Source organism: Avibacterium sp. 21-594, assembly GCF_026226815.1.
GTDB lineage: Bacteria > Pseudomonadota > Gammaproteobacteria > Enterobacterales > Pasteurellaceae > Avibacterium > Avibacterium avium.
Genome location: NZ_JAKKOC010000001.1, coordinates 651,247 through 675,385 on the forward strand (window position 1 = coordinate 651,247; position 24,139 = coordinate 675,385).

18 protein-coding genes, 4 tRNA genes and 1 CRISPR repeat array are annotated in these 24,139 nt (G+C 40.7%); of the genes, 7 read left to right on the forward strand and 15 right to left on the reverse strand.

Features of this window, described 5'->3' with window-relative positions:
- Positions 1-161: 161 nt before the first annotated feature.
- Positions 162-1,286, reverse strand: coding sequence for an iron-sulfur cluster carrier protein ApbC (apbC, locus tag L5B76_RS03000; RefSeq protein ID WP_265755514.1), 1,125 nt, complete (start codon positions 1,284-1,286; stop codon positions 162-164).
- 191 nt (positions 1,287-1,477) lie between these two features.
- Between apbC and metG the strand changes: the two genes are divergently transcribed.
- Entirely contained in the window at positions 1,478-3,529 is a 2,052-nt protein-coding gene (metG, locus tag L5B76_RS03005; RefSeq protein ID WP_265754170.1) for a methionine--tRNA ligase, read from the forward strand.
- Positions 3,530-3,611: 82 nt separating this feature from the next.
- Here metG and L5B76_RS03010 read toward each other — a convergent pair whose 3' ends face one another.
- Entirely contained in the window at positions 3,612-4,454 is an 843-nt protein-coding gene (locus L5B76_RS03010) for a DNA ligase (RefSeq protein WP_265754171.1), read from the reverse strand.
- Between the two features lie 209 nt (positions 4,455-4,663).
- Here L5B76_RS03010 and L5B76_RS03015 point away from each other — a divergent pair, with 209 nt between their 5' ends.
- The gene (locus tag L5B76_RS03015; protein ID WP_265754172.1) at positions 4,664-5,809 is read left to right on the forward strand and encodes a 5-methyltetrahydropteroyltriglutamate--homocysteine S-methyltransferase; all 1,146 of its coding nucleotides are present in this window, start codon (positions 4,664-4,666) and stop codon (positions 5,807-5,809) included.
- Between the two features lie 139 nt (positions 5,810-5,948).
- Here L5B76_RS03015 and L5B76_RS03020 read toward each other — a convergent pair whose 3' ends face one another.
- Together L5B76_RS03020 and bcp are read right to left on the reverse strand one after the other, a co-directional pair.
- Positions 5,949-6,170 carry a hypothetical protein gene (locus L5B76_RS03020; protein ID WP_115249980.1) on the reverse strand — a complete coding sequence of 74 codons (222 nt, stop codon included), beginning with the start codon at positions 6,168-6,170 and terminating at the stop codon, positions 5,949-5,951.
- A gap of 247 nt (positions 6,171-6,417) precedes the next feature.
- On the reverse strand, positions 6,418-6,888 hold the full coding sequence (gene bcp / locus L5B76_RS03025; protein ID WP_265754173.1) for a thioredoxin-dependent thiol peroxidase: 471 nt from the start codon (positions 6,886-6,888) through the stop codon (positions 6,418-6,420).
- Positions 6,889-7,025: 137 nt separating this feature from the next.
- Between bcp and dapA the strand changes: the two genes are divergently transcribed.
- The 4 genes from dapA to gorA all read left to right on the forward strand — a co-directional run bounded on the left by dapA (position 7,026) and on the right by gorA (position 11,475).
- Positions 7,026-7,922, forward strand: coding sequence for a 4-hydroxy-tetrahydrodipicolinate synthase (gene dapA / locus L5B76_RS03030; RefSeq protein WP_115249982.1), 897 nt, complete (start codon positions 7,026-7,028; stop codon positions 7,920-7,922).
- A gap of 148 nt (positions 7,923-8,070) precedes the next feature.
- A complete protein-coding gene (gene bamC / locus L5B76_RS03035; RefSeq protein WP_265755515.1) occupies positions 8,071-9,075 on the forward strand; it encodes an outer membrane protein assembly factor BamC in 1,005 nt (334 codons plus the stop codon).
- Positions 9,076-9,156: 81 nt separating this feature from the next.
- Positions 9,157-10,002 (forward strand): 23S rRNA (adenine(2030)-N(6))-methyltransferase RlmJ, encoded by an 846-nt coding sequence (locus L5B76_RS03040; RefSeq protein WP_265754174.1) that lies wholly within the window; start codon positions 9,157-9,159, stop codon positions 10,000-10,002.
- Between the two features lie 117 nt (positions 10,003-10,119).
- Positions 10,120-11,475 carry a glutathione-disulfide reductase gene (gene gorA, locus L5B76_RS03045; protein ID WP_265754175.1) on the forward strand — a complete coding sequence of 452 codons (1,356 nt, stop codon included), beginning with the start codon at positions 10,120-10,122 and terminating at the stop codon, positions 11,473-11,475.
- A 120-nt stretch (positions 11,476-11,595) separates the two neighbouring features.
- On the opposite strand, the gene L5B76_RS03050 is transcribed toward gorA, so the two are convergent.
- The 9 genes from L5B76_RS03050 to mnmC all read right to left on the reverse strand — a co-directional run bounded on the left by L5B76_RS03050 (position 11,596) and on the right by mnmC (position 19,180).
- On the reverse strand, positions 11,596-12,858 hold the full coding sequence (locus L5B76_RS03050) for an NRAMP family divalent metal transporter (RefSeq protein WP_265754176.1): 1,263 nt from the start codon (positions 12,856-12,858) through the stop codon (positions 11,596-11,598).
- Between the two features lie 294 nt (positions 12,859-13,152).
- Positions 13,153-13,227 (reverse strand) — tRNA-Gln (locus tag L5B76_RS03055).
- A gap of 45 nt (positions 13,228-13,272) precedes the next feature.
- Positions 13,273-13,347 (reverse strand) — tRNA-Gln (locus tag L5B76_RS03060).
- Positions 13,348-13,374: 27 nt separating this feature from the next.
- Positions 13,375-13,459, reverse strand: a tRNA-Leu gene (locus L5B76_RS03065).
- Positions 13,460-13,464: 5 nt separating this feature from the next.
- Positions 13,465-13,541, reverse strand: a tRNA-Met gene (locus L5B76_RS03070).
- 142 nt (positions 13,542-13,683) lie between these two features.
- Complete coding sequence (locus L5B76_RS03075) at positions 13,684-14,907, reverse strand: ROK family transcriptional regulator (protein ID WP_265754177.1); 1,224 nt, start codon at positions 14,905-14,907, stop codon at positions 13,684-13,686.
- 140 nt (positions 14,908-15,047) lie between these two features.
- Complete coding sequence (gene nagA / locus L5B76_RS03080; RefSeq protein ID WP_265754178.1) at positions 15,048-16,193, reverse strand: N-acetylglucosamine-6-phosphate deacetylase; 1,146 nt, start codon at positions 16,191-16,193, stop codon at positions 15,048-15,050.
- Positions 16,194-16,205: 12 nt separating this feature from the next.
- On the reverse strand, positions 16,206-17,009 hold the full coding sequence (gene nagB, locus L5B76_RS03085; protein WP_265754179.1) for a glucosamine-6-phosphate deaminase: 804 nt from the start codon (positions 17,007-17,009) through the stop codon (positions 16,206-16,208).
- 137 nt (positions 17,010-17,146) lie between these two features.
- Complete coding sequence (mnmC, locus tag L5B76_RS03090) at positions 17,147-19,180, reverse strand: bifunctional tRNA (5-methylaminomethyl-2-thiouridine)(34)-methyltransferase MnmD/FAD-dependent 5-carboxymethylaminomethyl-2-thiouridine(34) oxidoreductase MnmC (protein ID WP_265754180.1); 2,034 nt, start codon at positions 19,178-19,180, stop codon at positions 17,147-17,149.
- A 157-nt stretch (positions 19,181-19,337) separates the two neighbouring features.
- Between mnmC and fabB the strand changes: the two genes are divergently transcribed.
- Positions 19,338-20,558: a beta-ketoacyl-ACP synthase I gene (fabB, locus tag L5B76_RS03095; protein ID WP_103855823.1), complete on the forward strand. Its 1,221-nt coding sequence runs from the start codon at positions 19,338-19,340 to the stop codon at positions 20,556-20,558.
- 71 nt (positions 20,559-20,629) lie between these two features.
- A CRISPR array of direct repeats spans positions 20,630-22,617; the repeat unit is 37 nt; unit sequence GTCTTAATCCCTTTCGTACAGGGCAATGTCTTTCGAC.
- A 116-nt stretch (positions 22,618-22,733) separates the two neighbouring features.
- On the opposite strand, the gene cas2 is transcribed toward fabB, so the two are convergent.
- Both cas2 and cas1 read right to left on the reverse strand, forming a co-directional pair.
- Positions 22,734-23,045: a CRISPR-associated endonuclease Cas2 gene (cas2, locus tag L5B76_RS03100; protein ID WP_265754181.1), complete on the reverse strand. Its 312-nt coding sequence runs from the start codon at positions 23,043-23,045 to the stop codon at positions 22,734-22,736.
- Positions 23,046-23,065: 20 nt separating this feature from the next.
- Complete coding sequence (gene cas1, locus L5B76_RS03105; protein ID WP_265754182.1) at positions 23,066-24,133, reverse strand: CRISPR-associated endonuclease Cas1; 1,068 nt, start codon at positions 24,131-24,133, stop codon at positions 23,066-23,068.
- Positions 24,134-24,139 lie beyond the last annotated feature (6 nt).

Consider the following 24,139-nt stretch of genomic DNA (forward strand, 5'->3'; position numbering starts at 1 on the left):
TAAGCAAAAGAAAGGAAGTCGCTCAACGAGCGAAACCCGTTATTCATTAAAGCATTTAACCAACAATAAAGAACCAAATAATAAAGAGCGGTACTTTTCCACAAATTTTTAACCACTTAAAACTCTGTGAAAAACCACCGCTCTTTTCGTTTATGTTATTTTTATTCCACCGCTTTAAATAAAATCTCGCTTGGAATAATTTCGCCTTGCCAATAAAGTTCGCTGGCAACTTTTTCGGCGAGTTGTAGGAAAGATTGAGCAATTTCGCTGTCTGGTGCGGAAACCACTGTTGGTTTGCCGTTATCCATATCTTCGCGCAAGCGGATATGCAATGGCTGTTGTGCCAGCACTTTTACTTGATATTTTTCCGCCATTTTTTCTGCACCGCCTGTACCAAAAATAGGTTCGTGATGGCCGCAGTTGCTACAAATATGCACAGACATATTTTCCACAATGCCAAGCACAGGGACAGAAACACGCTGGAACATTGAAATGCCTTTAATCGCGTCAATTAAAGCAATATCTTGCGGTGTGGTAACCACAATCGCGCCAGTTACAGGGATTTGTTGTGAGAGCGTAAGCTGAATATCGCCTGTGCCGGGTGGCATATCAATTACTAAATAATCTAGCTCCACGCCGTCTTTCGCCCATAAGGTTTCTTGTAAAAGCTGGCTTAGCGCACTACTTGCCATTGGGCCACGCCAAATGGTGGCGTTATCAGGTTCCATTAAATAGCCAATAGAGTTGGTGCGTAATCCATACACTTCAATAGGGTTAATATGTTTGTTGTCTGGCGAAGTTGGGCGCTGATCTGCCACACCAAGCATATGGGGGACAGACGGGCCATAAATATCCGCATCGAGCAAGCCAACTTTTGCACCTTGTGCTTGTAAGGCTAAGGCTAAATTGACGGAAACGGTAGATTTGCCCACACCGCCTTTGCCTGAACTTACTGCAATAATATTTTTGATGCCTTTCACCGCTGGGTGATTATTGGCGCGTTTTAAGGTGGCGATTTGGTAGTTCAGCACCCATTTTACTTCTGTGGCTTGGGTGATTTTTTCTAGCGCATTGGTTAGCGCTGCTTTTAATTGTTCAAAACCACTGTTCCACGCAAAAGGCATTGTGATTTCAATGCGTAACACGCTTGCGCCTAGCTCTACTTTTTTGATCGCATTAAGACTGATTAAATCACGTTGCAAGCTAGGGTGTTGAAATTGTTGGAATAATTGTTGAATTTCGGCTTGTTGAGCCTCGCTTAAATTCGCTGAAAAATGAATGCTCATCATTATTTCCTATTGTTAAGTCGCTGTTAAGTAAATGGTTAGAGAATAGTTGAGTAAATTTGTGGGTATATTTAAACACGGCAAGGCGGTACTGTTAAGTATAAATTGAGATAAACCGCCTTGAACTGGAAAAAATACCGCCAATAAGGTAAAATTCGGCACAATTTTTCTGATGATAAAGGTAACAGATAATGTCAAATTCACCTCGTAAAATTTTAGTCACTTGCGCATTGCCTTATGCAAACGGCCCGATCCATTTAGGACATATGCTTGAGCATATCCAAGCCGATATTTGGGTGCGCTTCCAACGTATGCGTGGCAACGAAATTTATTTTGTTTGTGCTGATGATGCGCACGGTACACCAATTATGCTTAAAGCCGATCAAATGGGCATTACCCCTGAGCAGTTAATCGCTGATGTGCAACAAAAACACGTTGAAGATTTCAAAGGCTTTAACATTAGTTTTGATAATTATTATTCAACCCATAGCGAAGAAAATCGCGAGCTGGCAGAAAGCATTTACAATAAATTAAAAGAAAATGGTTTTATCAAAAGCCGTACTATTTCGCAATTATTCGATCCTGAAAAGCAAATGTTCTTGCCTGATCGCTTTGTTAAAGGCACTTGTCCAAAATGTAAATCCCCTGATCAATATGGCGATAACTGTGAAGTTTGTTCTGCCACTTACAGCCCAACGGAATTAATCGATCCGCGTTCTACGGTATCGGGGGTAACGCCTGTGTTGAAAGAAAGTGAGCATTTTTTCTTTGACTTACCAAGTTTTGAAGCAATGTTGAAAGCGTGGATTCGCTCTGGTTCATTGCAACAAGAAGTGGCGAATAAAATGCAAGAATGGTTTGAAGCAGGGCTACAACAGTGGGATATTTCTCGTGATGCGCCTTACTTCGGCTTTAAAATCCCCGGCACAGAAAACAAATATTTCTATGTTTGGCTTGATGCGCCGATTGGTTATATGGCGTCTTTCAAAAATCTGTGCAACCGTAAAGGCGATATTGATTTTGATAGTTTCTGGAATAAAGATAGCCAAGCAGAGCTTTATCATTTTATTGGTAAAGATATTATGTACTTCCACTCATTATTCTGGCCTGCGATGTTAGAAGGGGCGGCATTACGCAAGCCTGATAATATTTTTGTACACGGTTATGTTACGGTGAATGGCGAGAAAATGTCGAAATCTCGCGGTACATTTATCCAAGCGGCAACCTATTTAAAACACCTTGATCCAGAATATTTACGTTACTACTATGCGGCAAAATTAGGCAACCGCATTGACGATTTAGATCTCAATTTGGAAGATTTTGTACAGCGAGTGAATACCGATGTGGTAAACAAATTGGTCAATCTTGCTTCACGCAATGCAGGCTTTATTCAAAAACGTTTTAATGGCGAATTGGCAGCGAGCTTGCAAGATCCCGTTTTATTCGCAGAATTTACTTCACAAGCGGATCACATTGCGGCTTATTATGAAAACCGTGAATTCGGCAAAGCCATTCGTGAAATTATGGCATTAACGGACAAAGCCAATAAATATATTGACGAAAAAGCCCCTTGGGTGATTGCAAAAGAAGAAGGTCGTGAGCAAGAATTGCAACAAGTGTGTTCAATGGGTATTGAGCTATTCCGTGTATTAATGGGCTATTTAAAACCTGTGCTACCGCAATTAGCCGAACGTGCTGAAGCCTTTTTACAGACTGAAATTACTTGGGATAACCTTGCAACACCGTTGCTTGCTCACAAAATTGCGCCGTTTAAAGCCTTGTTCTCTCGTTTAGATATGAAGCAAATTGAGCAGATGATCGAAGCATCAAAAGCGGAAAATGCTCAACTTAATCCGCAAAGTAGCACAGAAAAAAGTGCGGTACAAAATGTGGCAGATTTTGAGCCTTTTGAAGAAACCATCACCATTGATGATTTCGCCAAATTAGACTTGCGTGTTGCCAAAGTGCTGAAGTGCGAAGCTGTGCCTGAAAGCAATAAATTATTGAAATTTATCCTAGATTTAGGCGTGGAACAGCGTCAAGTATTCTCAGGCATTAAAGCAGCTTACAGCAAACCAGAAGATCTGGAAGGGCGAATGGTGATTATGGTCGCCAATCTTGCACCACGCAAAATGAAATTTGGTATGTCAGAAGGAATGATCCTTTCCGCAGGCACGGGCGGCGCAGATTTATTCTTGCTTGATGTAGATTCTGGCGCGAAAGCAGGCGCGCGCGTGAAATAATAATCAGTAGATATTCATTCACAATTTAACCAACTTATTATCAAGGCAGATGAAAATCTGCCTTATTTTTTACCGCACTTTATTAATAATTTTTACCGCAACAATCTTCTGATGATGTCCGCCAATAAGTGGCAAATCTTGGCAGCCCTTTTTGTGTTAGACCACGATATTTGTAGGTTATGATTGAACCGATTGGCGGTGGATTTTCTCTATCCGTTAATTTAAAACCTGAACCGATACGAAATTCGCCACGCTGATTTTTACAAGTAATCGCACCGAGTTTATCAGCAAATTGCCCTTTGCCTTTATGGTGTGCAATCACTTCACATTCTTCATCAAGTGCGGTCTTTAATTTCAAAATTTGCTGACTGCGTTTGTGTTCATAAGGTGCGTTAGGGTTACGCAGCACCAAGCCCTCCCCTTGTTTTTGTTCTACTTCACGCAAAAAATCTTGCACTTGAGCATAATGTTCAATTGGAATTTGCTTAATAATTTCAATATGTTGGTTTGGGTGTTGGGTTAAATAATTTTCCAACACGGCTAAACGTTCAAATAAATTGCCTTTGGCATTAGGCACATCAAACACATAGAGCTTTAATTTTTCCCAACCTTTATCTTTTTGCGAACGCACAATAGAAGAAATTTGCTCAAACGCATTGCGTTGGCTAAACAGTTCACCATCAATGGCAAAAGGCGGAAAATCTTTAATGAAATAAGAGGGCGGCGTGAGAATTTTATTCTGTCTTGTAAACAGCTGTTTGCCGTCCCAGTATCCCCTGATGCCGTCTAACTTTTCGCTCATCACCCAACCTTGCACATTTTGATTGTGGTAAGTGCCAAGTAGCATTAAATCTGGCGGATTGGCCTTAGCTAATGCTGAGCATAGTGCGAATAAAATGAGCAGGATACGCTGAATATAAAGCATAATTTTCTCCCCGATTTTTCTGCGCGATAAAAATTTGGTTGGGATATTACGCGACTTTTTTACAGTTGTGGAAAATACAATTTAGTTTTTCGATCCTGATCGTAAAAATTATTATGGTTTTAAAAGTGAGGTGGTTTTTTTTAGAATATGTGTGAGTTTTTTGTTAAAATCACGGCTTTCTATCTAAATATAACTAAAAGAGAGTGATTATGAGCAAACTATTTCCTAATGCACAACTTCGTGATAAAGCGCCCTATCGTTTTGATATTGTTGGCAGTTTTTTACGTCCAGAAAGTTTAAAACAGGCACGTCAGCAATGTAGCTGTGGGGATATTTCTTGTGCGGATCTCACCCAAGTGGAAGATAAAGAAATTGCCAATTTAGTGGCTCACCAAAAAGCAGTGGGCTTGCCAGCCGTAACCGATGGTGAGTTTCGCCGTACCTTTTGGCATTTAGATTTCTTAAGTGCGTTAGATGGCGTGGAAGAGGTGGAAGCAGAAAAATTTTCTGTTCAATTTAAACATCATAATGTTCGTCCTAAAACGTTGAAAATTGTTGATAAAATCGGTTTCTCGGATACTCACCCATTCCTTGAACATTACCGTTCTTTACAGCAAATCGCTGGCGATTATCCCGTTAAATTCACCATTCCATCGCCTTCAATGTTGCATTTAATTTGTACGGTGCGTGAAACGGATTATCAGCCAATTGAGCGTTATAAAAACAACAATCAACAATTACTTGATGATATTGCAGACGCTTATATTAGTGCGATGCAAAAATTCTATGCACTAGGCTGTCGTAACCTGCAATTAGATGACACGAGCTGGGGCGAATTATGTTCTGAAGAAAAACGTCAAGCTTATCAAGAACGTGGCTTCGATTTAGAGCAACTCGCGAAAGATTATGTGTATATGGTGAACCGTATTATTGCCGCAAAGCCTGCAGATATGACCATTACAATGCACATTTGCCGTGGTAACTTCCGCTCAACTTGGTTCTCATCGGGCGGCTATGAACCTGTGGCAGAAACCCTATTTGGGCACTGTAACGTTGATGGTTTCTTCCTTGAATACGATAGCGATCGTTCGGGCGATTTCAAACCATTGCGCTTTATTAAAGATCAGCAAGTGGTGCTAGGTTTGGTTACTTCAAAAGACGGCAACCTTGAAGACAAAAACGAAATCATCAAGCGCATTCAAGAAGCCGCACAATATGTGGACATCAACCAACTTTGTTTAAGCCCGCAATGTGGCTTTGCTTCAACGGAAGAAGGCAATATCCTGACAGAAGAGCAACAATGGAATAAACTGAATTTCATTCGTGAAATTGTTGAGGAAGTTTGGGGAAAATAATTTTATTTTCTCTAACCTGTGTTAAATAAAGTGCGGTAAAAAAACGCAATGTTTTTATCTTTAAACGCACTTTTCCTATAAAAAAATCCACCTTAAATAAAGGGTGGATTTTTATATTTTTAAACAATTAACTGGCTTATTAACCCACAGTGTAAGGAATATCTGTGATACCAGATTCCGCTAATGCTGCGATCACATCTGGCACTTCAACAGTATCGCTAAATTCAGCAACAACTTCTGCTTTATCTTCACCTTTTTGTTTGGTTTCTTCGGCAGATAATGCACCAATGGTTAAAAGCTCAGAAACTAAATCGTGAGCAAAAATGCGTGTAGTGGTAAAAGTGATTTTTACATTACTCATAATGTGTCCTTCTCTTTATTGTTAAATTTGTTATTAATCTTTATTGTTAAATTTGTTATTAAAATGGTATAAGTATAAATAGTCAATACAGAAACTATTTAACCTTGCGATTCTATCATTATTTCAGCGTTTTTGCTGAACTTTTTTCAGCACCAAAACTAGCGATAAAAAGCCTTATTATTCATAGCGTTAGAAAAACCCAAAAGAATTTCACTGCACTTTACAAAAGGAAACTAATTCGTTCAAGCTAATTTCCTTGCTGCAAATAATCTAGCACCACTTGATGATGTTCACCAGTTTTAAATTTATCAAACACTTTTTCAATTTTTCCTTGTTCATCAATTAAAAACGTGATGCGATGAATGCCGTCATAGGTTTTTCCCATAAATTTTTTCTCACCCCATACGCCAAATTGTTCCGCCACTTGATGATCAGGATCAGAAAGCAAGATGAAATTAAGCGATTTTTTCTCGGCGAAATTGGCTAATTTTTTAGGGCTATCAGGGCTAATCCCTAAAATAACCACATTGTGCTTTTCAAGCTCAGCTTTCGTATCTCTTAATCCGCAAGCTTGTGTCGTGCAACCTGGTGTAAGCGCTTTAGGATAAAAATAAACCAAGACTTTTTTGCCACTAAAATCCGTCAACGCAACAGGTTGTTCATTTTGATCAAGTAACGAAAAGTGCGGTGCAAAATCGCCCGCTTTTAATGTTTGCATAAAAAATATCCTTAAAAATAGCAAGTTAGTGAAAAAAAGCAAAAAAATGATTTGCAAATTAACGCTATTTTAGCGATCCTAATGAGAATTTTTCAAGCAAACTCAATATAGATAACAAAAATAATTCGGAGGCCCTTATGTCTGCAAACAACCCTTTATTTTATGGGAGCATTACAGCTCTGATCACGCCAATGGATCAATATGGTGAAGTGGATTTTGATGCGTTAAAGAAACTCGTTGAGCATCATATCAATGCAGGAACGCACGCGATTGTTTCAGTGGGAACAACAGGTGAATCAGCAACATTAAGCATTGAAGAAAATGTAAAAACCATCTTGAAAACCCTTGAATTTGCAGACGGCCGCATTCCTGTGATTGCAGGCACTGGTGCAAATGCGACCAGTGAGGCCATCACAATGACGAAATTATTAAATGGCAGTGGGGTGGCTGGTTGTTTATCTGTTGTGCCTTATTACAATAAACCAACCCAAGAAGGAATGTATCAGCACTTTAAAGCCATTGCAGAAAGCACCGATTTACCCCAAATTTTATACAATGTGCCGGGCCGTACGGGCAGTGATATGCAACCTGAAACGGTGGCTCGCTTAGCGAAAATTAAAAATATTGTGGGTATTAAAGAAGCAACAGGTGATGTAAGTCGCGTGGCTAAAATTAAACAGCTCGCCGGTGATGATTTCATTGTATTAAGCGGTGATGATGCAACCGGCTTAGAAAGTATGAAAGCAGGCGGTGAAGGTGTTATTTCTGTAACCAACAATATTGCCGCTGCAGATATGGCGAAGATGTGTAATTTAGCCCTTGCTGGTAAATTTGATGAAGCGGAAGAAATTAATCAACGCTTGATGCCACTTCACAAAGATCTATTTGTGGAATCAAACCCAATTCCAGTGAAATGGGCGGCTTATAAACTCGGGTTAATTCCAGAACCTGTACTACGTTTACCGCTCACTGTATTAAGTGAAAGCGCACAGCCAATTATGCTCAAAGCACTTCAAGCGGCGAAATTATTATAATTAACCATAGTAAATAAAGGGGGCGGTGATTTATTCGCCCCCTTTAAACTTTTTCCGAATAAATTGGTCAAAGTTGCAGAAAATTGAATATTTTTATCTTTTTATGCTACTTTATATCAAACGCGTAACCTAACCTTGAGGAATAATGATGAAATATTGGTTATTTACCACTCCCCTATTACTCACTTTGGCCGCTTGTTCAACAAGCAATGAAAGCAAGCAATCCGCTGATGATACTTTTGGTAAACACACTGAACAGCAAGTTTCCTTTGCGCCCTTGAATACTGGCGGGCTAACTTTAGTACAAGAAGATAGCACCTATCGCTTACCCGAAACAGGCAAAATTAACTATCAGCCGATGGATATTCGTCCACCAACATCACCTATTGCGTTAATCAATAACTCAATGACACGTTTTGATGGACAACGTTCATTAATTGTTTATCCACTTGATAAACAAAATGTTTATAGCATAAAACAAGTAGAGCGTTTATTAAGAGAGCAAGGTATTGGCTACACTGCCACCAGCAGCCAAATTGAAACAACTTGGGCATCAACTGGCCGTAAAGATGATCTTGGTAACACACAAATTCGTTATTTAATTGAGCAAGTAACCACAAAAGATGCCAGTGCATTAGCGGTATCCATTTTGCAAATGAAACGTGATAATGTAATTTTCACCCCAACTGAGCTTGATGTTCAACGCTATACGTCTGATCGCTTAAACCAACTTGTTGGTCAATTAAATGCCGCTTACAACAAGCAACAACAGGAATTAAACAGTGGCGTTTCTATTCCAATTAAATCACAGTTAGCGCGTGATATAAACGGTCGCTTAGCCTTAGCCTTAGATGCTTCTTTTACCTATTCTTGGAATAAATTGCGTCCTGCATTAAATTTATTAGGCTTTAAAACAAGCGAAGAAAACCCTGCGAAAGGTTATCGTGAATTAAGCTATTCAGCACCAGAAGCCACTGAATGGGCAAGATTTGGCAGTGCTGATCCAAAATTAGAAAATGGTACTTACACAATGCAATTAATCTCACTTGGCAGACAAAGTGCGGTAATTATTTCTGATGAAGATAACAAAACCTTACCAGAAGAAAAAGTTCAGCATATCTACCAAGCATTACATAACATTTTAGCGAAGTAATTTAACGCAAAAAATGCCCGCACTTTTTCCTTATTCTGTAAAAGTGCGGTCTTTTTTTATCAAATTTTTAAGGGCAAAAAAATGCTGAGTTATCGTCATAGCTTTCACGCAGGCAACTTTGCCGATGTGTTAAAACACATTGTGCAAATGCTGATTATTGAAAGCCTGCAACAAAAAGACAAAGGCTTTTATTATTTAGACACCCACGCCGGTGTGGGGCATTATCGCTTATTCGGCAATGAAGCGGAAAAAACCGGTGAATATAAAGAAGGGATCGGGCGTTTGTGGGATCAAACAGAAATGCCCGAAGAAGTAGCGCGTTATGTCGCCCTTATTAAAAAACTGAATTATGGCGACAAATCGCTACGATATTACGCAGGATCACCGCTGATCGCAGCACATTTATTGCGTCCACAAGATCGAGCGTTATTAACGGAGCTACACCCAGCGGATTTCCCATTATTACGCAATAATTTCAAAGAATTTGATAATGTTACTACTAAACGCGATAACGGCTTTCAGCAAATTAAAGCCACCTTACCGCCAAAAGAAAGACGTGGGCTGATTTTGATCGATCCCCCTTATGAATTAAAAGAAGATTATGATTTGGTGGTAAAAGCCATTGAAGAAGGGGTAAAACGTTTTGCCACAGGCATTTATGCTATTTGGTATCCTGTGGTGCTACGTCAGCAAACCAAGCGTATTATAAAGGGGCTGGAAAACACGGGCATTCGCAAAATTCTCCAAATTGAAATGGTGGTGCGTCCTGATTCGGATCAACGTGGAATGACGGCAAGTGGAATGATTGTGGTTAATCCTCCTTGGCAACTAGAAGCACAAATGAAAAAAATTCTGCCTTATTTAACCAAAACCCTTGTGCCAGAAGGCACAGGGAGCTGGAAGGTGGAATGGATCACGCCAGAGTAAGAATTTACCGATTAGATTAATTAGTCGCTTTACCTCGTATTTTTCGGCAAAATAAGCGCAGATTTATTATGGGCTTTTCGCATTCACGGCCCAATTCACCAATTTAGGGAGTTAAAAATGACAAAACATTATGATTACATCGCCATTGGTGGCGGAAGTGGCGGTATCGCTTCAATTAACCGTGCGGCAAGCTATGGCAAAAAATGTGCCATTATTGAAGCAAAAGAACTAGGCGGAACCTGTGTAAACGTGGGCTGCGTGCCGAAAAAAGTGATGTGGTATGGCGCACAAGTGGCAGAAGCGATCAATCTGTATGCTCCAGATTATGGCTTTGATGTTGCGGTAAAAGACTTTGATTTCAGTAAGTTAGTGGAAAATCGTCAGGCTTATATTGGACGTATCCATAATTCTTATAACAATGTATTAGCCAAAAATAACGTGGACGTGATCAAAGGCTTTGCCAAATTTGTTGATGCCCACACCGTTGAAGTAAACGGCGAAAAAATCACTGCAGATCACATTTTGATTGCAACAGGGGCTTATCCTGCTCACCCTGAAATTAAAGGCGCAGAATACGGCATTGATTCTGACGGAGTATTTGAATTAAACGCGTTGCCAAAATCCGTAGCGGTTGTTGGCGCAGGTTATATCGCAGTGGAATTAGCGGGTGTATTAAACAGCCTAGGCGTGGACACTCACCTATTCGTGCGTAAACAAAGCCCATTGCGTAGTTTTGATCCGCTTATCGTAGAAACCCTTGTGGAAGTGATGGAGCAAGATGGCATTCATCTGCACACTCACGCCATTCCAAAAGAAGTGGTTAAAAATGCTGACGGATCTTTTACCTTAAAATTAGAAGATGGACGTGAGCAAACAGTTGAGAAAGTGATTTGGGCGATTGGTCGTAAACCAAATACGGCGAACATCAACCTTGCCGCAGCAGGCGTGGAAACTAACGATCAAGGTTTCATCAAAGTAGATAAATATCAAAACACCAATGTGAAAGGCATTTATGCGGTGGGTGATATTATTGAAGGTGGCATTGAACTCACCCCTGTTGCCGTTGCCGCAGGACGCCGTTTGTCTGAGCGTTTATTCAACAATAAACCAAATGAACATTTAGATTACAACCTTGTGCCAACCGTAGTGTTTAGCCACCCACCAATCGGCACTATCGGCTTAACTGAACCGCAAGCCATTGAGCAATATGGCGCAGAAAACGTGAAAGTGTATAAATCATCGTTCACGCCAATGTACAGCGCGGTAACCCAACATCGCCAACCTTGCCGAATGAAATTGGTTTGTGTGGGTAAAGATGAAAAAATTGTCGGCTTACACGGCATTGGTTTTGGTGTTGATGAAATGATCCAAGGCTTTGCCGTTGCCATTAAAATGGGCGCAACCAAAGCGGATTTCGACAACACCGTTGCTATTCACCCAACGGGTTCAGAAGAATTTGTAACAATGAGATAACTTGAATACATATAAGGTGTAACGCTATTATTCATCTACACCTTATATACCACCAAGATGATAAAAATCGGGCTGTACCGCAAAGCGCTAATACAGCCCGATTTTTTTATTATTTATTCTCTAACCAAACAATCCCATCTGTGAAGCGATGAATAGCATTGTGAAACCTGCAAGGTAGATTAATCCGATGAAGGATAGCCATAATAAACCACCTTTAACCTTATGTTCACCTTTTAAGACGAGAGAAAGGTTAAGATAGGCAAAAATAGGCGTTGAAACAAAAGAGCAAATCATAGCAAAGCGCAACATTGTTGCGACATCACTCATAAAGAAACTAATGATAATTATGCCTGCTAATGCAGCAAACGTCATCCATAAAGCCAATTGTTTTGGAGAGTGTTCTTTACGATTTAATAATAAACGTAGTGCTTCAGCATTAGCTCGAGAATAGCCATCGATCACCGTGATTGTGGTTCCAAACATACACATTAAGGCAATAAATGCAATTAATAAGCGAGACCAATCACCAATAGCATAAGCATACATTTTAATTAATTGCGCAATATATTTCACACCAGCTTGCTCCACAACTTCTCCAGAGCCATATTGAATGAGTGCACCTAATGCTAAAAAAACCATTGCTAGAATAGCGGTACCAATAAAGCCTACATTAAAATCAAACAGCCCATCTTTATAATTTATATGAGTAAAACGTCTTTTTGCTACAACCCACATTGAGTTAATAGCAGAAATTTCAATAGGTGCTGGCATCCAGCCCATTAAGGCAACAATAAAACCAAGCGAAAGCATATTCCAAGGGGATGGCTCAATAAAGTCTGGTGCAATCACTTTTTCCTTGAAAACGGCAATAATTACTGCTATTACAGTTGCCGTAGTCAATGCAATCATAATCCATTTCGATAAACGATCTAAAAAGCGGTATTTACCAAGTAATAAAATCCCCCAAGTTAATACAATAATAACCGTACTCACCTGAGAAATACTTAATCCCCATTCTTTAGGTAAAATAAAACTTAAAATCGCTGCAGTTACAATACCTACTCCAGCTGTATTAATCGCTGTCGCAAAAACATTAAGCAAGAAAAAAATTAATAAATAAAAATATCCTTTTTCTTTATAACCCTCCAACAAGGTTTTCCCTGTACTTAAGGTATACTGAGCGCCAAAACGGAAAAAAGGGTATTTGAATAAATTTGCAAGAAGAATAATAATCGCTAATTGCCAGCCATAAATCGCCCCAGCTTGCGTTGACGCAATAAGATGCGATCCCCCAACTGCAGCGGAAGCCATCAAAATACCGGGGCCTAAAGCTGAAAATTTAGAACGCCACGTAGAAGCATTAAAATTTGAAGTCGTTGTCATTTGTTATATTCCTTTTTATTACATCATCCACAACAATGATGTATCACACAATAACACAGCAAGGACTAAAGTTAAAGCGACATTTTTAGGATAAAAAACTATAAAAAGATGAAAAACGATAAATTAAATAGAATTAAAAATATTTAAAACCAGAAAAACAATAAAAATCAGAATAAAATCCCAAATTAATTTAATGCTGCAATATTTAATTTTTGACCTTATAAAAGAAAAATATAGGCAAGCTATTAAATGAATTTATAGAGAACTAAAAACAAGGTAGAAAATAAATCATAATGGCTGGGGTACTAGGATTCGAACCTAGGGATGCCGAGATCAAAACCCGGTGCCTTACCGCTTGGCGATACCCCATTAGGAATTCTATAATCAGAATTTTTGATAAGAAATTGGATAGTATGGCTGGGGTACTAGGATTCGAACCTAGGGATGCCGAGATCAAAACCCGGTGCCTTACCGCTTGGCGATACCCCACCTACTAAAGAACTGCAAGCTAATGAATGGTGCGGGACGAGGGACTTGAACCCACACACCTCGCGGCGCCAGAACCTAAATCTGGTGCGTCTACCAATTTCGCCAGTCCCGCAAATATGGTGGCTATGACGGGATTCGAACCTGTGACCCCAACATTATGAGTGTTGTGCTCTAACCAACTGAGCTACATAGCCAAACATTTTGCATTCACCTCATCGGCTTTGCGGGGCTAATTATGCTGATCTGACTCCCCTTCGTCAACTCTTTTTTTACGCTTTTTTCTAAATTCTTTCTCATTCGCATAGAGATTATACAAATCGGCGTAAAAGCCTCCTCTTATTCAGCTAATAAATGCTGTAATAATCGTCCATCTAGCAACGCTTGCTTGATCAAAGCAAAAGCACCAATTACATCTTCATTATGTAATTCTGAAACAACTAAAGGAGTATTTTTCACAAAAGCAGGCAATGCCAAATTATCCAAGGTGCGGCGAATAGCAGAAAACAGTACATCCTTAGCTTGCGTAATTTCTCCTGAAATCACGATTTTTTCAGGGTTAAACATATTTACGCTCATTGCAAGTACACGTCCAATTTGGATACCTACGTGTTCAATCAACTCTACTGCCACGGTATCTTGTTTATTCACTGCCTTACAAATCGCTTCAATATCATGACTTTCTAAAGAAATCCATTTGCTTTGATAACCATCTTCAAGTAAACGTTGCATTTTTTCTTCAATTGCCGCATTACTAACCACGGTTTCCAAACAGCCTACATTGCCACACAAACAGCGTTTACCTAAAGGATCAACCTGAATATGCCCAATTTCCCCCACATTATTTTTATAACCAAGGAATACTTCGTGATTAATCACAATACCAGCACCAACACCACGATGAATACGTAGTAATAAAGAATCATAGCAATCTTTTGTTACACCGAAATAATGTTCTGCTAAAGCAAGGCTACGCACATCATGCCCAATAAAGGTCATCAATTGAAATTCCTGTGTTATTTTTTGCGCTAATAACCAAGGTTCATCTAACTTAAGATAAGATAAATGTTCAATCGCGTTTGTTTTGCTATCAACAAAGCCTGATACAGTAACACCAATTGCAATAAATTCACTACGGCGATGCTGATTGGCTTCAATGAATTGCTTCAAGTGAGTACATAAAAATGCTTCGATTTCAGCGGCACTATTCATCTCTGGCAAATCAATCACGGTTTTCTTTAATAAGTTTGTAGAAAGATCCATTATTGCAAAGGTAATATGCTCTTGCCCCAACCGAATTAGAATGGCTCGAAATGCCTTATATTCCGCAATAATCGACGTTGCTCGGCGTCCCCCTGTTGATTCTTGTTGCTCAACTTCTTTAATCAAACCGCGCGCGAGTAAATTTCGCGTAATTTTTGTTACACTGGCTGGTGCAAGCTGGCTTAATTCTGAAATTTGAATACGAGAAATTGGTCCTTGTTGATCAATTAATTTATAAACCACTGCACTATTCATTTGTTTAACAAAATCAACATTTGCAATTTGATGATGATCCCACATTCTCTTTTCCTACATCATAAAACCGATAATGGGGGTATTTTAAAATGAATTGAACAAAATGCCTAGCTGAGAAAACAGGCTAAATAAAAAGGTAGCCTGTGCTACCTTTTTCTTATCAATAAAGTGCGGTGTTTTTTCTCTTAGTTTTCATACCATTGCCATTGCCCATTGACTGCACTGCCTAGCACTTTAAAATCATTATTGAACAACGTCAGGTTAGCAATTTTCCCTTCAGCAATATCCCCTAGATGATCATCCACACCAATGGCTTTTGCTGGGTAGTAATTGCACATTCTTAGGGTTTCATCGAGTGGAATCCCTACTTGTTTTACCGCATTTTCTACCGATTCAATCATTGTGATCGCAGAGCCGCCGAGCGTACCATTTTCGTCATAGCATTTACCATTACGCACATACACGGTTTTCCCCACAAAATCGAAAGATGTGATATTCGCACCAGCGGCTGCAGTGGCGTCTGTCACGATACACAATTTATCGCCTTTGACTTTTTTATCAATTTTGATATTGCCGAATTCAACGTGCAAACCATCTACGATAATACCTGTGTAAATATCGCTATCTAACACGGCACCGACAACCCCCATTTCACGCCCTGAACTAATCGGTGACATTGCATTATGCAAGTGTGTAGCGAAAGTTGCACCATTGGCAATCGCCTGTTTTGCCACATCATAAGTGGCGTTGGAATGCCCAATGGAAACCACAATGCCACTTTGTACAAAATCACCAATGTATTTCGCTGTTGGGTTTTCAGGCGCCAGTGTAATCTTGCTAATCACCGAGGAATTTTGGCATAGAAAATCTTTCATTTCAGGACTAATGGCACGAATATATTCCGCCTGATGCACGCCTTTCTTTTCTACGCTTAAATAAGGACCTTCCAAATGCAAACCAAGTGCTTGGTTTTTATGCTTTTTAAGGTACTCGCCCATCACTGAAACAGCCTGCTTAATGCCTTCATCATCTGCCGTGATAAACGTGGGCAAATAACTTGTCGTGCCTGAACGCAAATTGGTTTGCTGCATAATTTCAAGGGTTTTCACTGAAGTATCGCCATTAAACATAACGCCACCGCAGCCATTTAATTGCAGATCAATAAATCCTGCTGTTAGATTATTCCCTTTTAAATCAATTTGTTGCAATCCTTCAGGCAGATTTTCTTGTGGCATAATCGCCACAATTCTCTCCCCATCGACGATCACTGCTTGCCCATACTGCACGCTTTGCGAGGTATAAACGACTCCGTTTACTAATGCATAACTCATTTTTTACCTTCTCTATAAGACACTATGAATTGCTTTAGCTTCTAACTCAGTAAAATATTTGACAGTTTTTACTTTTAGCTCTTGTGTAGCAGGTTCATCACAAACAAAAATTGCGTGGCGGTGTAGTTGTAACGCACTGATAGTCCAAAAATGATTTACGCTCCCCTCCACGCCTGCTTGCAACGCAAGGGCTTTGTTATGTCCCGTAACTAAAAGCATTACTTCTGCCGCATCTAATAAGGTTGCAACCCCAATCGTTAGGGCGTATTTCGGTACTTTATTAACATCATTATCAAAAAAACGCGAGTTTGCAATTAAGGTATCTTCTGTCAATGTTTTAATTCGAGTACGAGACGCTAAAGATGAGGCCGGTTCATTAAAGGCAATATGTCCATCCACGCCTACTCCGCCCATAAATAAATTCACTTTGCCATAAGATTTCATTTTTTCTTCGTAACGGCGACATTCTTCATCCAGATCAGGGGCATTGCCATCTAGTAAATTAATATTTTTTTCTTGAATATCAACGTGATCGAAGAAGTTTTTATACATAAAAGTGCGGTAACTTTCAGGATGATCTTTAGGCAATCCTACATATTCATCCATATTAAAGGTAACCACATTTTTAAAGCTCACTTCCCCTGCCTGATACAGTTTAATTAATTCTTTATAAGTTGCTAAGGGAGTACCACCTGTTGGCAATCCAAGCACAAAAGGCCGCGCTTCTGTTGGATTAAATTCATTAATACGATCAACAATATGACGTGCTGCCCATTTGCTGACTTGCTCGGCGGTTTTTAAAGGAATTAAACGCATAGCTCTCTCCTGTTTGCTATCTAAATTTCAATATTTTGAAGTATCATTTCATAATTTTCATTATAAAATAAGATTAACTTCAAAGAGAAATAGAATTTTAACGAAAAGAGAAAATCGTGATTTATATCACAAAATCACTAATTATTTACTGGTGTGCCTTTCAGCAATTTTCTTATCCAGCTGCGATTTGGGCTGAGCTGATGCAAAATATCTTCACTTAACGGCAAAGGTTCGCCATAAATTAATGAAGCCAGCACTTCGCCAAGCAAAGGCGCGGACGTGAGTCCCCTTGAACCTAACGCACCGATTAAATAAAGATTACGATGCACTGACGCAGGCGGAATAGGCTGTTTGCGGCGGCGTAGATTAAAGAGATTTTTATAGTCTTCTACTTGCTGTGCGAAATTTGGCACGTTGCCCACCATAGGAATGCGATCGCGCACGGAGCAACGTACGCCGACACGCGCTAAGTTGCCTGAGGTATCAATCTCATTCACCCATTCTACACCGGCAAGATTTTGCTGAATTTTGTGCTGATTTTCTTGCTGTTCTTGTTGGCTGAATTGACGATCTTGATTATCACGAACGTGGCTCGCACCAATGCAATGGCTGGTTTGTTCTTGATCTGCAGGGGTGAGATAGCCGTCATAGCAAAGCACCGCTTTAAGGTGTTTTAGCTGTGCGGTAGTGGGAATTTGGCTCACTTGCCCACGCACTGGGTAAACAGGCAGTTGTGCGGTTTGGCTAAAGTCTTTGAGCTTATGCCCGTTAGCAATAATAGCGATCTGATGAGAAAAGGTTTCACCCTGTGCATTAGTCAGCTTCCAGCCTTCGCCTTGTTGAGAAAGTGCGGTGATTTTTTGCGAAGTTTTTATCGTTACGCCACGCTTTTGCAAATAGGCAAATAAATTTTGCACAAATTGACGAGGTGCAAGCCAAGCACCTTGCGGAATAAATGCCCCATCGCAAGGCAGTGGCAAACCAACTTTCTCGTTCAATTCTGCTCGAGAAAGGCGTTGGAATAAGGTCTCGGGCAGATCTAAGTGAGAAATTTTATCTAATTTCACCGCACTTTTATGATCATAAGCACAGAGCGCCACACCGCAAAAATCCCGTTCAAATTCAATGCCTTGCTCAATCGCCCAATGCAGTTGCTGTTGCCCATATAAAAACGCGTGAATATAAAAACGAATGTTACGCTCATCATCATCGCTCAGCTGCGGATAAAATGCCCCTTGCTTGTTGCCTGAAGCGTTGAGCGCGGTTTGCTCATCTTCACAATAAAGTGTGATATTCGCACCACGTTGCAATAAAGAAAGTGCGGTAAAGGCAGAAGCAATGCCGCCGCCGATAATGGCGATGTCTTGCGCTTCGTTCATTTGAGCTGCTTGTGGCAAATACCAAGGGGTTAAAATCGTGGAAGTGCGGTGATTTTTTGTGAAGTTTTCGGGTTTCCCCCCCGCTAAACATTCACGCTTTTTACCGTAGCCTTTGCGTTTATGCACGCTAAATCCAGCATTTTCTAACCCTTTTCGCACCGCACTTGCGGCGGTGAAAGTGGCAAATGTGCCGTTAGGTTTGCAGTAATCAAACATTGCGTTGTAAAGCTGCTCGTTCCACATTTGCGGATTTTTGCTAGGTGAAAAACCATCTAAAAACCACGCGTCAATGCGATTTTGCATATAATCGCCAAGTTGCGGTAAGTTATCCGCAATTTCACCAGACCAAATATCCAATGAGGTTTCGGCAAAATGAAAACGCTGACAGCCTGTGATCATCGGTTGCCAATGGCGACAAAGTTGCGTGCTTAAATCGGCAAATTCAGGATAAGGCTGATGGGTTTGGGCAAGCTGTGTTGGATTAAGCGGATATTTCTCAAAAGAAATAAAAAACAAGCGTTTCAGCGGGCTGTGCGGATTGGCTTGGCGAAACTGACGAAAAAGTTGGGTAACAGCAAAAAAATTCAGCCCTGTGCCAAAGCCAGTTTCGGCAATCACAAAATGCCCTTGGTTAAACTGATGCCAACGTTCCCACAGCGCATTTCCCTGCTGAAACACATAACGACTTTCCGCCAAACCGTCTTGGTTGGAAAAATAAACATCATCAAATTGGTGGGAAACGGGCGTGTTTTCTTGATTAAAATAGATCTCTGCGTGGTTAAGTTTAAACATCTTTGCTGGCATCTTTGTTGTGCTACTTGAGTTTGCTATAATAGCGAAATTTTCGGGATTGGTCGAACCTTCAAAGAAATGCTTGCAATATTTTCATTTCGTAGTAAGTTAGCGACCGACTGTATTTTTTACTCTTTCAACTCAAAAGGAATAATCTATGAGAAGAGCGGTGATTACTGGTTTCGGTGTCATTTCCAGTATTGGTAACAATAAAGAAGAAGTATTAGCTTCATTAAAAGCGGGTAAATCAGGCATTGAATTAGTGCCAGAATTTGTGGAAATGGGTATGCGTAGCCATATCGCAGGTACGCTCAAAATTACACCTTCAGAATTGATTGATCGTAAAGTTTATCGCTTTATGGGCGATGCGGCGGCTTATGCTTATCTTTCAATGAAAGAAGCCATTGAAGACGCTGGCTTAACAGAAGAACAAGTGTCTAACGATCGCACCGGTTTAGTGATTGGTGCAGGTACAGGTTCTGCGCACAATCAGCTTATCGCTTGCGATGCCGTGCGTGGCCCGCGTGGCGTGAAAGCCGTTGGCCCTTATGCGGTAACCAAAACAATGGCATCAAGTGTATCAGCTTGTTTAGCCACCCCTTACAAAATCCGTGGCGTGAATTATAGTATCAGCTCCGCTTGTGCCACTTCTGCACATTGTATCGGCCACGCTTTAGAACTAATTCAATTAGGCAAACAAGATATTGTTTTTGCCGGCGGTGCAGAAGAATTATCCTGGGAATGTGCCACAGAATTTGACGCAATGGGCGCAGTTTCCACTAAATATAACGACACCCCAGAAAAAGCTTCACGTGCTTATGACGCAAACCGTGATGGTTTCGTGATTGCAGGCGGCGGTGCTGTGGTTGTGGTTGAAGAATTAGAACATGCCCTTGCGCGTGGTGCAAAAATCTATGCGGAAATCGTAGGCTATGGTGCAACTTCTGATGGTTATGATATGGTTGCGCCAAGCGGTGAAGGCGCGGAACGTTGTATGAAACAAGCAATGGCAACAGTAGATACTCCTATTGACTACATCAACGTACACGGCACTTCAACGCCAGTGGGTGATGTGAAAGAATTAGGTGCGATCAAAAATGTTTTTGGTGATGAAAAACCGGCCATTTCATCAACCAAATCAATGACAGGCCACTCATTAGGTGCGGCTGGCGCACACGAAGCCATTTACACCTTATTAATGTTAGACAACGATTTCATCGCCCCAAGCATTAACATCGAAACCCTCGATCCACAAGCGGAAGGAATGAATATCGTAACAGAAACCAAAGAAAACGCGGGCTTAAATACCGTAATGTCAAACAGCTTTGGTTTCGGCGGCACAAACGCAACATTGGTGTTTAGACGTTATACGAAGTAAATTTAGATTAGAATAAATACATAGAAAAAGCAGGCGGAAGGCCTGCTTTTTTTATATATAGAATTTCTTTTTCCTTAATCCCTTTCATACAGGGCAATGTCTTTCGACCCGATATGTTTAGCAATATTAATTGGGCAGATGCATCTTAATCCCTTTCGTACAGGGCAATGTCTTTCGACAACGTCGAGCGTTTGGTTATGAGTATTATCGCAGACAGGTCTTAATCCCTTTCGTACAGGGCAATGTCTTTCGACTCTATACCGCCACGGATACCTTCCCAGAGCTAGCTGGTCTTAATCCCTTTCGTACAGGGCAATGTCTTTCGACAGAGCTGGAGCACAAAGCCCAGCTACTCGACCGCAGTCTTAATCCCTTTCGTACAGGGCAATGTCTTTCGACGAATGAGCGGAGCAAATATTACGATCCAAATTTGTCTTAATCCCTTTCGTACAGGGCAATGTCTTTCGACGCTGGTTGTGGTATCGGTCTTGATACCGTTAATCGGTCTTAATCCCTTTCGTACAGGGCAATGTCTTTCGACCGAATTAGCAAGCGTTGGGATTGATTGGCAAGCGTTGTCTTAATCCCTTTCGTACAGGGCAATGTCTTTCGACTTGGTATGCAGAAAGCAATCGCCTTGATGAAGTGTCTTAATCCCTTTCGTACAGGGCAATGTCTTTCGACAAGAGCTTATGATAAATACAGCACCTACATTCAAGGTCGTCTTAATCCCTTTCGTACAGGGCAATGTCTTTCGACTAAATGCTGAAGATGAACAAGAAGCCTTAAGAATTAGTCTTAATCCCTTTCGTACAGGGCAATGTCTTTCGACAGAACAAGCAAAAAAGGCAGCCAACCTATTGTCTTAATCCCTTTCGTACAGGGCAATGTCTTTCGACCACTAGCTTGTCCAAGCATCCACCTAGAGCTATTCTTGTCTTAATCCCTTTCGTACAGGGCAATGTCTTTCGACATGGACAAAGTTGAATGAAGCTATTGATTTAGCTGAGTCTTAATCCCTTTCGTACAGGGCAATGTCTTTCGACTTGGTAATCTTTTAGGCTCAATCGATGGTACTGGTCTTAATCCCTTTCGTACAGGGCAATGTCTTTCGACTAGTTCTTACGCTAATGAATGGCGTAAAGAAAGAGGTCTTAATCCCTTTCGTACAGGGCAATGTCTTTCGACGGAATGACGAGAGCGTAACTAAAGTAGAGCAGCTTGGTCTTAATCCCTTTCGTACAGGGCAATGTCTTTCGACAGAAGACTTAGGAATATGGGGAGCGGAACAAGACCGGTCTTAATCCCTTTCGTACAGGGCAATGTCTTTCGACTCTTAAAAATAATTTAAGTTCCATTGTGGTTCTTATGTCTTAATCCCTTTCGTACAGGGCAATGTCTTTCGACTATTAAAGGCGGTCTAAGCCTTGGTAACGTAGTAGGTGTCTTAATCCCTTTCGTACAGGGCAATGTCTTTCGACACTCAGGCGGAAGAATGGATTGCCCAAGCCGTAGCAGGTCTTAATCCCTTTCGTACAGGGCAATGTCTTTCGACTTAAATCCCAATAATCATCACGCCCTATCTGAAAAGTCTTAATCCCTTTCGTACAGGGCAATGTCTTTCGACCCTAGCTCAAAGCGATTGGGGGGATTTTATGTTGTCTTAATCCCTTTCGTACAGGGCAATGTCTTTCGACACGTTTCAATTAAGCAAACATGGTGATAAACCAGAGTCTTAATCCCTTTCGTACAGGGCAATGTCTTTCGACACGTGATCGGGGAAGGTTCACAGTACCTGAACCGTCGTCTTAATCCCTTTCGTACAGGGCAATGTCTTTCGACTATTAAAGGCGGTCTAAGCCTTGGTAACGTAGTAGGTGTCTTAATCCCTTTCGTACAGGGCAATGTCTTTCGACGGCAAGGAACTAGCGGACTACGAAAAGGACTGCGAGTCTTAATCCCTTTCGTACAGGGCAATGTCTTTCGACGAAAAACGCGCGGCGGAGTTGTGGGCCGAAGTAGGTCTTAATCCCTTTCGTACAGGGCAATGTCTTTCGACTGCGCAAGGTGATTTTTCTTTGTGCGATCAATAAGTTATAAAAACCTTTCGAGAAAATGACCGCACTTTGAAGAGTTAGGTTTCGATTTGGATAATATTTAACCAATTTTATTTCTCTATGCCACAATTTTTTGACTCACCTTTCCTTCATTATTGAGAGGTAAGGCTGTCCAAATTATGCCTTCTGGAAGTATTGCATCACCAAGCTGCCATTGTTTTGCGTTGCTTGGTAAAGGGTAAACCCGAAAATCATCTTGCTTTTTGTGAATGAGTCGCAAAATATCATCAATACATTTCTGTAATGCGTTGCGATCCCCTTCAAATAAAAATACGCTATATTGTATAGGCGTGGCGTATTTTACCATTTTTCTATGGACTCTTTGCAAGCGTTTTTCATCGGAAATGTCATATCCTAATAAATATTGCATTTTTTCACCGCTCTTTTTTGTTAAAAGACGAATTCGACATTTTTTAGCATTGTGTGCAGATTAAAAAAGTAACTTTGTAATTGCCATTGCCAATCTTTTACGATTTCTGGAGATGATAATAAGGCACTGCTACGACGTTGTGGTGATACGTTAGATTGGTGTTCTTTGAATAATTTGCTGAGATCGTAACAATTTTCAGTGAGCATTTTTCGCCATTCCGCAATCACTTTTTCATAAGCTTGATAAAAATGTACTCTGCCCGTTTTACCAAGGAAACAACCTTCTTGTGTGGTAGTAAAATGATCGGCGCGCAGTTCTTCTCGGCGGAAACAGCCAAGCAACCAGTTATCCACAAGTGGACGTAAGGGTTCGATTAGGTCGCAAGCAAGGGATTCTCGGCCATAGTCTAAACTGTGATAAAAACCGATGTAGGGATCAAGCCCTGCGGAATACGCACATAATACCGCTTCGGCGTGTAGCATTGTATAACAGAGCGAAAGCCCAGCATTGAAGGGATCTCGCGGTGGACGACGGTTTCTTCCTTGAAAATCTAAAGCCGGCGGCAAATATTGACTCAGTGCGGAAAAATAGACTGCGGCTGCGCGCCCTTCTATTCCCCTTAATGCAGGTAGATCGGGTTGTTCATTAACCCGACTGATAAGGCTATCCAATTCACTCACTTTTTTGATCAGTTTATCTTTTTTATCTGGACGTTTGCTAATCGCTTCCCATAGCCAATTTTTTTGTGTGATCAATTTAGCAAGCACCACATTTTTTGCATAAACAAGACAAAAAAGCTCATTTTGGCTGAGCTGATATTGGGCAATTCTGCGTTGCGCATCATTATGCGGTTGTGGAATAAATAAAGTGGGGGTGTTTTTTCTGCCTGATAAGCAGATGATTCCAATGCCTTTTTCACCAAATTTAGCAAGCAATGAAGCTTGTAATTTAACATTGCCTTTAAGATAAACGCGATCAATGGGGGCAAGAGGGATAGTACCTACTCGCTCGCCATTTTCATAACAAGCAAGAGCTTCGCTATTAAGTTTAATTTCAATTCCTTTGCGATCAATATATAAGCTAGACATAGAGCC